This window comes from Roseovarius sp. 217 (assembly GCF_000152845.1).
Classification (GTDB): Bacteria; Pseudomonadota; Alphaproteobacteria; order Rhodobacterales; family Rhodobacteraceae; genus Roseovarius.
Window position 1 is genome coordinate 2541498 of sequence record NZ_CH902584.1, and the last position, 13209, is coordinate 2554706.

General features: G+C 63.0%; 12 protein-coding genes. 10 read left to right on the forward strand and 2 right to left on the reverse strand.

Annotated features, from left to right (window positions below):
* The first annotated feature begins 11 nt into the window (after window positions 1–11).
* The 9 genes from ROS217_RS12085 to ROS217_RS12125 all read left to right on the forward strand — a co-directional run bounded on the left by ROS217_RS12085 (window position 12) and on the right by ROS217_RS12125 (window position 8820).
* Window positions 12–698 carry an adenylate kinase gene (locus tag ROS217_RS12085; protein ID WP_040651412.1) on the forward strand — a complete coding sequence of 229 codons (687 nt, stop codon included), beginning with the start codon at window positions 12–14 and terminating at the stop codon, window positions 696–698.
* Window positions 699–766: 68 nt separating this feature from the next.
* The gene (locus tag ROS217_RS12090; protein ID WP_085978777.1) at window positions 767–1027 is read left to right on the forward strand and encodes a DUF4212 domain-containing protein; all 261 of its coding nucleotides are present in this window, start codon (window positions 767–769) and stop codon (window positions 1025–1027) included.
* Window positions 1028–1042: 15 nt separating this feature from the next.
* Window positions 1043–2806 (forward strand): sodium:solute symporter family protein, encoded by a 1764-nt coding sequence (locus tag ROS217_RS12095; protein WP_009818040.1) that lies wholly within the window; start codon window positions 1043–1045, stop codon window positions 2804–2806.
* Window positions 2807–2926: 120 nt separating this feature from the next.
* Window positions 2927–4765 carry a DUF294 nucleotidyltransferase-like domain-containing protein gene (locus ROS217_RS12100; protein ID WP_009818041.1) on the forward strand — a complete coding sequence of 613 codons (1839 nt, stop codon included), beginning with the start codon at window positions 2927–2929 and terminating at the stop codon, window positions 4763–4765.
* 3 nt (window positions 4766–4768) lie between these two features.
* Window positions 4769–5275 (forward strand): hypothetical protein, encoded by a 507-nt coding sequence (locus ROS217_RS12105; protein WP_009818042.1) that lies wholly within the window; start codon window positions 4769–4771, stop codon window positions 5273–5275.
* Between the two features lie 31 nt (window positions 5276–5306).
* The gene (locus ROS217_RS12110; RefSeq protein WP_009818043.1) at window positions 5307–5690 is read left to right on the forward strand and encodes a response regulator transcription factor; all 384 of its coding nucleotides are present in this window, start codon (window positions 5307–5309) and stop codon (window positions 5688–5690) included.
* Window positions 5683–7749: a 3'-5' exonuclease gene (locus ROS217_RS12115; RefSeq protein WP_009818044.1), complete on the forward strand. Its 2067-nt coding sequence runs from the start codon at window positions 5683–5685 to the stop codon at window positions 7747–7749. Before ROS217_RS12110 ends, ROS217_RS12115 begins: the two co-directional genes overlap by 8 nt.
* Window positions 7750–7828: 79 nt before the next feature.
* Window positions 7829–8143 (forward strand): hypothetical protein, encoded by a 315-nt coding sequence (locus tag ROS217_RS12120; RefSeq protein ID WP_040651414.1) that lies wholly within the window; start codon window positions 7829–7831, stop codon window positions 8141–8143.
* 203 nt (window positions 8144–8346) lie between these two features.
* Complete coding sequence (locus ROS217_RS12125) at window positions 8347–8820, forward strand: CoA-binding protein (RefSeq protein WP_009818046.1); 474 nt, start codon at window positions 8347–8349, stop codon at window positions 8818–8820.
* A 56-nt stretch (window positions 8821–8876) separates the two neighbouring features.
* Here the strand turns inward: ROS217_RS12125 and dacB are convergent, their stop codons facing one another.
* Together dacB and ROS217_RS12135 are read right to left on the reverse strand one after the other, a co-directional pair.
* Window positions 8877–10403, reverse strand: coding sequence for a D-alanyl-D-alanine carboxypeptidase/D-alanyl-D-alanine endopeptidase (gene dacB / locus ROS217_RS12130; RefSeq protein WP_009818047.1), 1527 nt, complete (start codon window positions 10401–10403; stop codon window positions 8877–8879).
* A gap of 58 nt (window positions 10404–10461) precedes the next feature.
* The gene (locus ROS217_RS12135) at window positions 10462–11076 is read right to left on the reverse strand and encodes a nicotinate-nucleotide adenylyltransferase (RefSeq protein ID WP_040651415.1); all 615 of its coding nucleotides are present in this window, start codon (window positions 11074–11076) and stop codon (window positions 10462–10464) included.
* Window positions 11077–11249: 173 nt separating this feature from the next.
* Between ROS217_RS12135 and ettA the strand changes: the two genes are divergently transcribed.
* Window positions 11250–12905 (forward strand): energy-dependent translational throttle protein EttA, encoded by a 1656-nt coding sequence (gene ettA / locus ROS217_RS12140; RefSeq protein ID WP_009818049.1) that lies wholly within the window; start codon window positions 11250–11252, stop codon window positions 12903–12905.
* Window positions 12906–13209: the final 304 nt, after the last annotated feature.

Sequence of the window (13209 nt, forward strand, 5' to 3'; positions counted from 1 at the left end):
CGGGACGCATGATGGACGGAACCGACACGCCCCGAACCGGAGCAAATCTGGTCCTGCTTGGACCGCCGGGCGCGGGCAAGGGCACGCAGGCGCGGATGCTCGAAGAGCAATTCGGGCTGGTGCAGCTCTCGACCGGCGATCTGTTGCGCGCGGCTGTGGCGGCGGGCACTGAGGCGGGACGCCAAGCCAAGGCGGTGATGGAGGCGGGCGATCTTGTGTCGGACGCGATTGTCATCGCGATCCTGCGCGACCGTCTGTCAGAGCCGGATTGCGCCGGGGGTGTGATCCTCGACGGGTTTCCGCGCACCACGGTGCAGGCCGAGGCGTTGGATGGGTTGCTGGCCGAGATCGGGCAAGGCATCCGCGCGGCGATCAGCCTCGAGGTGGATGATGCGGCAATGGTGACGCGGATTTCGGGCCGCTACACCTGCGGCGGCTGTGGTGAGGGCTATCACGACAGCTTCAAGGTGCCGAGCGTTGAGGGCACCTGTGACAAATGCGGCGGCACCGAAATGAAGCGGCGCGCCGACGACAATGCGGAAACGGTGGAACAGCGTTTGCGCGCCTATCATGCGCAGACAGCACCACTGATTTCCTATTACGAATCGCGCGGTGTTCTGGCCCGCGTCGATGCGATGGCCGAGATCGAGGCCGTCGCAAGAGAGCTGAACGCCATCGTCGCAAAGGCGGTCGCGTAAAGGAGTGCCCGTGCCGGGATGGTCCCGGCGCGGTCTGGAGGAAGCCGTTTATAAAGGGAGGGCACGCTTTGTCCGATAAAGAAAGAGCAAACGCCTACTGGAAGGCGAATTTGCGCCTCATCAAATGGAGCCTTGTGGTCTGGTTCATGGCCTCATTCGGCTTTGGCATTCTGCTGCGCCCCATGCTGTCGGGTATCGCCATTGGCGGCACCGATCTTGGGTTCTGGTTCGCGCAGCAAGGGTCGATCATCGTCTTTCTGATTCTGATCTTCTTCTACGCTTGGCGGATGAACAAACTCGACGCCGAATTCGGCGTTGGCGAAGAATAAGTAGGGGGAGGGACAATGGAACAAACAACACTCAATATCATCGTCGTCGGCCTCAGCTTCGTGCTCTACTTCGGTATCGCGATCTGGGCCAAGGCGGGATCTACGGCGGAATTCTACGCAGCGGGACGCGGCGTGCATCCGGTCATCAACGGGATGGCAACGGCAGCGGACTGGATGTCGGCGGCCTCGTTCATCTCGATGGCGGGTCTTATCGCCTTTGTGGGCTACAACAACTCGACCTTCCTGATGGGATGGACGGGTGGTTATGTTCTCATGGCCATGCTGCTTGCGCCCTATCTGCGCAAGTTCGGCAAATACACCGTGCCCGAGTTCGTGGGCGACCGGTTCTACAGCCCGACCGCGCGCGTCGTGGCCGTTATTGCGCTGATCACCATGTCGGTGACCTATGTGATCGGTCAGATGGCGGGTGCTGGTGTGGCCTTTTCGCGTTTCCTCGAAGTGGACAACACGACCGGCCTTCTGATCGCGTCGGCCGTCGTTTTTGTTTACGCGGTTCTGGGCGGCATGAAGGGCATCACCTACACGCAGGTGGCACAGTATTGCGTGTTGATCATCGCCTATACCATTCCGGCGATCTTCATCTCGCTGCAACTGACCGGCCATGTTCTGCCGCAGTTGGGTCTGTTCGCCGAGCACACAGCATCGGGTCAGTATCTGCTGGTGACGCTGGACGGTCTGCTGAACGATCTGGGCTTCAACCAGTATACCTCGGGGTCTAGCCCCTGGCTGATGGCGCTGTTCACCCTGTCGCTGATGATCGGTACTGCCGGTCTGCCGCATGTGATCATCCGCTTCTTCACCGTGCCGCGCGTGGCTGATGCGCGTTGGTCGGCAGGTTGGGCGCTGGTCTTTATCGCGCTGCTGTATCTCACCGCTCCGGCAGTGGGGGCCATGGCCCGTCTGAACATCATGACCACCATGTGGCCGCAGGGTGTGCAGGGCGAAGCTGTGGCTGTTGACGATCTGCCCGACTGGTTCCGCACCTGGTCGACCACCGGTCTCTTGGCCGTGGAAGACAAGAACGGCGACGGCAAGATCCAGTACTACAACGACAAAGCCGAATCGATGACTGCACTGGCGGCTGAGCGTGGCTGGCAGGGCAACGAGCTTGTGACCTTCAACCGTGACATCCTCGTGTTGGCGAACCCCGAGATCGCCGGTCTGCCGGGTTGGGTTATCGCGCTGATCGCTGCTGGCGGTATCGCGGCGGCCCTGTCCACAGCGGCGGGTCTGTTGCTGGCCATTTCTTCGGCGGTCAGTCACGACCTGATCAAATCGACGATCAATCCCAACATCTCGGAAAAAGGCGAGCTTTTGGCTGCCCGTATCTCGATGGCGGTGGCGATCTGTGTGGCGACCTATCTGGGTCTCAACCCTCCGGGCTTTGCCGCGCAGGTTGTGGCCTTGGCGTTCGGTCTGGCGGCGGCGTCGCTCTTCCCGACGCTGATGATGGGCATCTTCTCCAAGCGGATGAACTCTGCGGGTGCGACTGCTGGCATGCTGGCCGGTCTGCTCTCGACCACGCTCTACCTGTTCCTCTACCTGGGCTGGTTCTTTATCCCGGAAACGAACATGTTGACCGCAGATCAATACCTGTTCGGTATTCCGCCAACCCACTTTGGCCCGATTGGTGCGCTCTTGAACTTTGGCGTCGCCTTCCTCGTCGCCAGCATGACGGCAGAGCCGCCGCAGGAGATCCAGGATCTGGTCGAAAGCGTGCGTGTTCCGCGCGGTGCCGGCACGGCTGTGAACCACTAAGACAAACTTGGACAGGGGCGGCGCGTGCCGCCCCTGTTTCCTCTGACGCCTGCCGATATTTCCGGGCACCGGGCGCTTTTAGGTCATTTTCCCGTCAGTCCCTGAGGAGAGCCGCGCCCGATGAGCGACGTCAAACCCGACCCCATTGACAGCCTGACACGCCACGCGCCCTTTGATGGGCTGCCGCATGTCCTGCGCGCCGAACTCGCGCCCAAGCTGGCGCGGGTCGGGCTCGAGGCGGGGGGGCTGCTGTTTGAAAAGGGCGCGCCTCTGGCGGGGCTTTATGTGGTGGAATCCGGTGGGCTGGACATCGAGACAGGTCATGCGGATCTGGTGTCACACCGTGGGCCGGGCGATATAATGGGCGAGCGCGGCCTCTTGCGCGATGGCACTGCGATGCTGACGGCGCGCGCCTCCGAGGTCTCGGAGCTGATTGTCATTCCGACCGAGGTGTTTCTCGATCTGATCGAGCGCTCGGACGAGATTGCCCGATGGTTCGCGCGCGCGCGACCTTCGACCTCGGGGGATGACGGGCCCTATGCCACGGGCCTGACGGCGCTTCAGGTGTCAGACCTGATGACGGCCACACCCATCACCTGTAGTCCGGATGCCACCATCAAGGAAGTGGCCCGGTTGATGCGGGATCATGTGATTTCCTCGGTGGTCGTGATGGAGGGGGCGCGTCTGGCGGGCATCATCACGGTGCGCGATCTCTCCAACAAGGTATTGGCCGAAGGGCTGGGCGGTGACATCCGCGTGGCGCAGGTGATGACACCGGATCCGGTGACGATCGAGCCGGGACGGCTGGGCCTTGATGCGCTGATGCTCCTGTCGGATCTCAAGATCAATCACCTGCCGGTGGCGCAGGGCGGACGCGTGCTGGGGATGATCGGCAAGACCGATTTGTTCCGCCAACAGGCCGCCACGGCGAGCCATATGGTCGCCGATATTGCCAGCGCCGATGCGCCCGAGGATATGGCGCATGTGATGGAACGGGTGCCGATGCTCTTGGTGCAACTGGTGCAGGCCGGGGTGCGGCCACAGTCGATCACGCGGCGGATCACCGATATCACCGATGCCATCACCCGGCGATTGCTCCGGCTGGCCGAGATGCAGCTTGGCCCCGCCCCGGTGCCCTATCTCTGGGCCGCTTGCGGATCACAGGGCCGGCGCGAACAGACCGGCGTGAGCGATCAGGACAATTGTCTCATTCTCGACGACAGCTTCCAGCCCGAGCATGACGCCTATTTCGCGGCGCTTGCGAAATATGTCAGCGACGGGCTGAACACCTGTGGGTTCTTTTATTGTCCGGGCGACATGATGGCGACCAACCCGCGCTGGCGGCAGCCGCGCCGCGTCTGGCGTAGCTATTTTGCGGGCTGGATCGCGCAGCCGGACAATGAGGCGCAGATGTTGGCCTCGGTCATGTTCGATCTGCGCGCCATCGCGGGCGAGAATGCCCTCTTTGAGGATCTTCAGGCCGAGGTTCTGGCACAGGCGCGCAAGAACTCGATTTTCGTGGCGCATATGGTCTCGAATTCGCTCAAGCATACGGTGCCCTTGGGTCTCTTTCGGGGCTTTGCCCTCATTCGGTCGGGCGAGCACAAGAACCGGATTGATCTCAAACTGTCGGGGGTGGTGCCGGTGGTCGATCTGGGGCGGATTTACGCGCTTTTGGGATCGCTCGAAGTGGCAGGCACCCGCGAGCGGCTCACCGGCGCGCGTGGGGTGGGCGCCATCTCGGAGAGCGGCGCGCGCGACCTTCTGGATGCCTATGATCTCATCGCCGAAACCCGGCTGCGACATCAGGCGCACCAGATCCGCGCCGGGCGCAAACCTGACAATTTCATGGCTCCAGCCGAGCTTTCGGATCTGGAGCGCAACCATCTGCGCGATGCCTTCATGGTGGTCAAAACCATGCAATCCGCGATCGCACAATCCAGAGGAGCACTGGGATAACTTATGTTTTTTGAATTGATCGCCACATTCGCCGTGGGTATCGGCGCCGCCGGTCTGGCGCTTGTCCTGGGGCATCTGAGCCGGGGTCGTTTGCCGCGCTATGCCGCGCCGATTCTGGCGGGGATCGCGATGCTGATCTATGCGGTCTGGTCGGAATACACCTGGGCCAATCGCACGTTGAGCACGTTGCCTGAGAGCGTCGAGGTGGTGAGCGAGGTAAAAGAAGCCAGATTCTGGAAGCCCTGGACCTATGTGGTGCCGCAGGTGACGCGGATGATGGTGCTCGACCGGGCCGGGGTGCAGACCAATCCCACCGCGCCGTCGATTCTCTTGGCCGACATCTATCTCTTTGGACGCTGGGCCGTGCCGATCAAACGTCCGCAGCTGGTGGATTGCGCCAATGCCGCGCGCGCCGATGTGAGCGAAGCGGCGCTGACCGATCCGTCGCAGGCCGAGTGGATCACCGTGGGGGCAGAGGATCCCGTGATCAAGGCGCTGTGCCAGACCTAAAGTCAGACGTAACCGGGAGAGGAGGCCCGTCATGTCCGAGAAGACTATTCTGCTTGTGGAGGATGAAGACAACATTGCGCTGGCGCTTGAGCATCTGATCGGGCGCGCGGGCTATCGGTTGCGGCGGGTGGCCTCGGGGAATGCCGCGCTGGCGGCGTTGGCCGAGGACCGTCCAGATCTGGTGGTGCTGGATGTCATGTTGCCCGAGCGGTCGGGCTATGAAATTTGCCAGATGATCCGCAGTGATGCCGCGCTCAAAGGGATCAAGGTGCTGATGATGACCGCTGGGGGTGGTGAAGTGGAGCGACGCAAGGGGCTGGCGGTGGGGGCGGATGCCTTTATGACCAAACCCTTTGCCACCGCTGACCTGACCGCGCAAATCGGTGCGCTTTTGGCCGAGGTCGCGCATGATTGAGCGCCTCACGGCGCGGCTTGGGCTGCGGCTGCGGTTTGCGCTTTTCTTTGCGGTATTGGGGCTCGGCGGCGCGCTGATCATTCTGGGTGCGCTCTGGTTCGGTTACGCGCGTGCCGGTGGCCCGATGGATGGCTATGCCATGGCCGGGATGATCGCGGTCTTGGGCGTGCTGGGGCTGGCGGCGTGGATCGGTCTCTTGTTTGATGAGAACGTAGCCAAGCCGATCCTCGCCCTCGCCTCTGATCTGACGACGCGCGCGCGCGCCGATGTGGATTTGCAGATCAATGAGGCGCAGGCCAAGCATCTGAGCACACTCGCCCCTGCCGCCAATGCGATCAACGCAGCACTCTCCGAAGCGCGCGCCGCACGGACCCGCGCGGTCGAGCGGGAGACCGCGCGGATTGCCCGCGAGAAGGCCCTGTTTGAGGCGCTGTTTCGGGATCTGGGCGAGGGGGCGGTGGTGGCCACGCCCGACAACCGTGTGATGCTCTACAACCGCATGGCGCAGGAGTTGTTGGGCGATATTGGCCTTGATCGACCGCTGTCGAATGTTCTGCGCCCCGAGCCGGTCATGGATGCGCTGTCGCGGATGCAGGACGCGCGGGTGCGCGGGCATATCGGGGCCGAGACCTTTCTCGCGGCTTCGGCCGATGGCAAGCGGTTCCTTCTGGGGCGTGTGAGCCCGATCCTGTCGGATGAGGAACTCTCGGGCCATGTCTTGATCTTTCGCGACGCAACCGAGGATCTGAGCGCGCATGCGCAGCAGGATCACCTGTTCAACACGCTCTTGGAGGGCGTGCGCCGTCCGGCGGCCACCATCGGCGCGTTGCTCGATGTTCTGCAATCGGCTGATGATTTGCCGCCCGAGACCCGCGCGACATTCCGCAAGGGGATCGAAGAAGAGGTGGCGCGGCTCTTTGATTGCGTGCGCGACATGGGGGCGCAGCATGCCGGTGTCAAATCCCGACGCTGGCCGATGTCGCCGGTTGCCGCAGCGCATGTGTTCGACGGGCTGAGCGTTCAGGCGCGGGTGCCGCTGAACGTGTCGCGCAGCGAGGCGATGCTGAGTTGTGATGGCTTTGCCGTAACCACGCTCTTGGGCGGACTGCTTGGCCATCTGGCGGAGGAGGGCACCCGCGACGGATTCAGCCTGAGCGCCGAGCCGGAGGGGGCCGAGACGCGGCTGATTCTGAGGTGGAAGGGCGAGGCGGTGACGGATGGGCAATTGACCGGCTGGCTCAAGGAGCCGTTATCCACGGCCTATGGGGATTATTCCGCGCGCGACGCGCTGAGCGCGCATCAAACCGATCTCTGGGCTGAGGCGGGGGTTGGGGAGCATCGCATCGTGCTGCCCTTGGCCACAGCCGCGCCGCCGCTTGCGCCCGGCGATGCGCGGCCCGAGTTCTATGATTTCAACCTGCCCGAGGTTGCGGGCGGCGAATTGGCCAATCGTCCCCTGTCGGATCTGAGTTTCGTCGTATTCGACACCGAGACCACCGGCCTCTCGCCGCGTGGCGGTGATGAGATCGTGCAGATTGCGGGGCTGCGCATCGTCAACGGGCGTATTCTGCGCGGCGAGTGTTTCGACATGCTGGTCAATCCGGGCCGCGCGATTCCGCCGGCCTCGACCCGAGTGCATCATATCAGCGACGAGATGGTTCAGGGTGCCCCCGGTATTGTCGAGGCCGGGCGGCGGTTTCACGATTTCTGTCAGGGGGCGGTGCTGGTCGCGCATAACGCGCCGTTTGATCTGGCGTTTCTGCGGCTCAAGGAAAAGGTGATCGGGCGGCGGTTCGACAATCCGGTGCTGTGCACCGTGTTGATGTCGGCGGGGCTCTTTGATCACAGCGGGCAGCACACGCTCGATGCGCTGTGCGACCGGTTCGGGATCACCATCCCGCCTGAGGCGCGGCATACCGCTATGGGCGATACGGTCGCCACGGCGGAGGTTTTTGTGCGCATGCTGGGGCTCTTGCAGGCCAAGGGCGTCACCACGCTGGGCGGGGCGATTGCCGAAGAGGGGCGGATGACGAAAATCCGCAAGGCGCAGAATTATTAAGGCGCGCACTGGCGTTTTCGCCCGAGGCATTTTGCCCCCGGGGCTTGGCAAGCCTGCCCATCTGACCGATATGGGGCGCATGGGACACAAGATCGCAACATGTTCATATTGTGGGGCGCGCACCGTGCTGGTGCTGGACCGGGGGCGGCACGAATTGACCTGTGCCAATTGTGGGGCGCCGCTGCATGAAATGAAGGCGATGCCCCGGGGCGACAGCGAAGCCGTGCGCCCCAAGGCGCGCCCCATGACCTTGCCCCGACAGGACTATGGGCCAGAGAGACACAGCCCGACGAGACACAGCCCGACCCCTCCCCGCAAAGTCAAGCCGCGCAAGGGGTTCGGACGGCGCATGCTGGAAGAGATTTGGGACGGCATCGAGGATATCCTGGACTGATACGCGGAGTCTGGCCTGAAATCACACCGCAGTCACAGGTATATTACAAACTCTTTTTATTCTGAGAATCGGACCCATATCAGTCCCAGAGGCACCGATACGGAACATCGGTGTTTCCTATCACTGTCCCTCGTTCCGCGACTGGCGCCCAAGTTTTTACTTGGGCGCTTTTTTCTGCGCGCGATCCGTGTTTGAGTGCCGCCATGAGCGAGCAGTACAGCGATTCCCACCTGCGCGAGATCCTGACCCGCACCCGGCGGGTGGCCGTGATCGGCGTGTCGATGAACCCGGTGCGCCCAAGTTACTATGTGGCGCGGTATCTCAGCCTCAAGAAATACGAGGTGGTGCCGGTCAATCCGGGTCATGCCGGCGAAGTGCTGTTCGGGCAGACAGTCGTCGCAGGATTGCGCGATATCGCGGGCACGGTCGATATGATCGACATTTTCCGCCGCTCTGAACATGTGGGACCGATTGTCGAAGAGGCGCTCGAGGTCCTGCCGGGGTTGCGCACGGTCTGGATGCAGATTGGCGTCGAGAATGCCGAAGCGGCGGCCATGGCGCGGGCGCGCGGCGTCGATGTGGTGATGAATCGCTGCCCCAAGATCGAATATCAGCGGCTCTTTGGCGAGCTGCGGATGGGCGGGTTCAATACGGGTGTCATTTCCTCGAAGCTCTGAGCCCTGTCGCGCCTGTCGAAATTTGAGTATTCTTGGAACACTGAAAAGGCGGTGGATCAACCACCATAGACTGCGCCCCACCGTTCGATGAGCGCCTGTTGCAGCCGTTTGGACCGCGCGTTCCAGCCGCGTGCGCCGGGGGGGCTGTCATCCTGTGAGGGGTCGATCCGAGCGCGCAGACTGTCGCTGGCGGTCAAGATGGCAAAGGCCAGGTCCGCGCCGTCGGGCGTCGTGACATAGCCTGCGAGCGCGCTCACGAAATGCAGCGTGCCGGTCTTGGCCGCCACTTTGAGCGGGTGCTTGCTGTTGGGGCGGCCTTGGGCGTCGCGCAGATCGACCTGACGCAGCAACGGCCGTAGCAACCCCGCGCGATGCGCGCGTGCCAAAGCCTGCGCGAGCGCCGCCGCCGAGAGGCGGGACTGGTCGCTGAGGCCTGAGTGATCCTTGAGCGCCGCACCGGACATGCCGAGCGCGCTGGCGGCCCAAGCGTTCATGTCGCGGGCCGATTGCCCGAGACCCACCACCGCGCCGCGCCGTTTGGCAGAGGCGGCAAGCCCGACCATTTCTGCGGTGAGATTGGTGGAGAATTTCAGCATGTCGCGCAGGATGGTGGACAAGGGCGCGCTGGCATGCGTAACAAGTGCGGTTCCGCCGGGCAGGCTGGCGATGGGCTTTGGCGCCCCGGTCTTGATCCCATGCGAGCGGGCGAAGGTGGCAAAGACCTCGCCTGCGTAAAGCTCGGGCTTGCGCACCGGCAGCCAGCGCGCGCCCCCGGTGCCAAGGGCCCCGAGCGCCACGGTCCAATCGTCATATGCCCCCGCGTCCTTGTAGGTGTAGACCGGCGTGTTGCGCTCTGCGATGCGCATGCGGGCCATGGTCACATCCGGGCGGTAGCGGTTCGAGCGGGCATCCATGGTGATGGTATATTTGCCGCCCGCGCGTTTCCATTCGAAATGCACGCGGTTGTAATTGAGATTGAGCCCCGAGAGAGCGGGGTTGTAGCCCGCGTGCTCGGGTTGGCTGTCGTCGATGGCGCGCAGAAAAGGCACTGCCCCACCCCAGACCCGGAACTGACCGCGGATCTCGCGCAGGCCGGTTTTGGCGAGGCTGGATGCGAGGCTGGCCAAGGCATCGGTGTCCAAGGTCGGATCGCCGCCCCCGGCGAGAATCAGATCGCCGTTCAGCACCCCGCCCGAGATTGGTCCGGTGGCGATGATCCGCGTGGCAAAGCGGTGATCGGGACCGAGCGCGTCGAGCGCGTAGAGCGCCGTGACCGCCTTGGTTACGCTGGCCGGGGGCAGGCCAGTCGTGCCCTCGCTCGCCTCGAGCACTTGGCCGGTGCGGGCATCGGCCACGGCATAGCCGACGCGTCCCGAGAGGTTGGCCTCAGAGATCAGCGCTTCGGCAGAGGGGGCGCTGCGCGTCGCCCCTTTGGCGGCGGTTTGCGCCGTCGTGCGCGGGCCGTTGCCGGGACGGGCCACGGGGCGCAACGAGACCGCTGGCGCGCCCGCCAGGGCACTGCCGGTGGAGAGCGCCGCAAGCGCGGTGCCAAGAAAGAAACGACGGGAAAGCCTCTGAGTCATGGCGCAGAGTAAATCGCAGGTGGCGTGCGGGTGCAATCGGGATTTGTGACGCAGAGGGTTAGGTTTGCAACGGGCCGACCCATGCGCCGCCTGCCCGCAACCGGGTGGATGAGATATCCATCATTGGCACGTTGAGAAAGCACCAGGCCGGGGCATTGGCATGGCCGAGGGCCTGACTGTCGCGGGCCGGGATGCGGGCGCGGGCATAGATGCGCGCCGCCGGAGAGAGCCGTGCCGATATGCGTTGACCGGGACGCGCCAGCACGCCCACCGGCACCGTGTCCAGGATCTCGCGCCAATCCTGCCAGAGGTGAAACTGCGCCAGATTATCCGCCCCCATCAGCCAGACAAACCGAACACCGGGGCAGAGCGCGCGCAGCACCCGCAGGGTGGCGGCGGTATGGCGGGTGCCGGTCCGCGCCTCGATATCCGTGATCGCGATGCGCGGATGATCCACCAGCGCGCGGGCGGCCGTCATGCGTTGGTCAAGCGGGGCCGGGCCGGCGGTCTTGAGCGGATTGCCAGGGCTGACCAGCCACCAGAGCCGGTCCAGTCCAAAGCGTTTGAGCGCCTCGCGGCTGATATGCAGATGGCCTGCGTGCGGCGGATCGAACGATCCGCCCAAAAGGCCGATCACCTGACCGGGGCGGGCATGGGGCAGGGCATATGTCATTGCCCTTTCATTGCCAGAGGCGCGGGCGGTGTAAAGCGAAAACAAAAGGTGCCACCTGGCCTTGGCCATGATCTCGCTGGGTGAGGGGCGCGCAGGCCATTGCCCCCGCACGCCCATACGGGTATCACGCGGGCTGAATTACCAGTCACCCAAGCGGAACGGAGCGGCACATCATGGCAGCGTATCAATATGTCTATCACATGCAGGGCGTCTCCAAGGCCTATCCCGGCGGCAAGAAATGCTTTGAGAACATTCACCTCAACTTTTTGCCGGGGGTGAAAATCGGCGTCGTCGGCGTAAACGGCTCGGGGAAATCCACCCTGATGCGGATCATGGCCGGGATGGACAAGGATTTCACCGGCGAGGCCTGGGTCGCCGAGGGTGCGCGAGTGGGATACCTCCCGCAGGAACCGCATCTCGACGAGAGCCTCGATGTGCGCGGCAATGTGATGCTGGGCGTTGCCGCGAAAAAGGCCAAGCTCGACCGCTTTAACGAACTGGCGATGAACTATAGCGACGAGACCGCCGATGAGATGGCGCAGTTGCAGGACGAGATCGACAGCCAGAACCTCTGGGATCTCGACAGCCAGGTCGATATCTCTATGGAGGCGCTGCGCTGCCCGCCCGATGACGCCGCCGTCTCGACCCTCTCGGGGGGCGAGCGTCGCCGGGTGGCCCTGTGCCAACTGCTGCTCGAAGCGCCCGAGATGCTGCTGCTCGACGAGCCGACCAACCACCTCGACGCGGAAACGATTGCCTGGCTGCAACAACATCTGGTCGCCTATAAGGGCACGATCCTGATCGTTACCCACGACCGCTATTTCCTCGACGAGATCACCAGCTGGATTCTGGAATTGGACCGGGGCCGGGGTCTCCCCTATGAGGGCAATTATTCCGCATGGCTCGAACAAAAGGCCAAGCGCCTGATGCAAGAGGCGCGCGAGGACAAATCCAAGCAAAAGACGCTGGAACGCGAATTGGAATGGATGCGCCAAGGTGCCAAGGCCCGTCAGGCCAAGCAAAAGGCCCGGATCAACGCCTATAACGACCTCGCCGGTCAATCCGAGCGCGAGCGTATCAGCCGCGCGCAGATCGTCATCCCCAACGGTCAGCGTCTGGGCAACAAGGTGATTGAGGTCGAGGGGCTGAAAAAGCACATGGGCGACAAGCTCTTGATCGAAGATCTCACCTTCTCCCTGCCGCCCGGCGGCATCGTTGGCGTGATCGGTCCAAACGGGGCGGGCAAATCCACGCTCTTCAAAATGCTCACGGGGCAGGAACAGCCCGACTCCGGCACCATCGAATTGGGCGACACGGTGCAGTTGTCCTATGTCGATCAGTCGCGCGATGATCTCAAACCCGAGGATAACGTCTGGGAAGCGATCTCGGGCGGGGCCGAAGTGATCGTGCTGGGCGACGCCCAGATGAATTCCCGCGCCTATTGCGGGGCCTTCAATTTCAAGGGCGGCGATCAGCAGAAAAAGGTCTCGCTTCTGTCGGGGGGCGAGCGGAACCGGGTGCATATGGCGCGGCTTTTGAAAGAGGGCGGCAACGTGCTGCTCCTCGACGAGCCGACCAACGATCTCGACGTCGAAACCCTGCGCGCGCTGGAAGACGCGCTGATGGATTTCGCGGGTTGTGCCGTGGTCATCTCGCACGATCGGTTTTTCCTAGACCGCATCTGCACGCATATCCTCGCCTTTGAGGGGGATGCGCATGTGGAATGGTTCGAGGGCGATTTCTCGGCCTATGAAGAGGACAAGAAACGGCGGTTGGGCCCGGATGCGCTCGAGCCGAAGCGGGTGAAGCATAAGAAGTTCGTGAGGTAATGCGCGCGCCCCGGGCGTGATCCGGGGCCTGTCTCACCCCGTAGGGTGCGCATTCATTGCGCACCAAACCCACCGCATCAACCCGTGCCTCATCGACATCGCCATAGGGGCTTTTTAGGCAGGCATTCAGCAACGGAGACGCTAAAACAATCGAGGCAGCAAGACAAAAACCATTGAAAACCCAAATACTACCACCATGACTAACAAAAACATTCGAAGAAACGCAGCAAGTTCGGTGAATATCTTTGGGTCATACCCGGTGATTTTTTTGAGAGATCCAATTAGGGTCGTATCAGGCATTGTT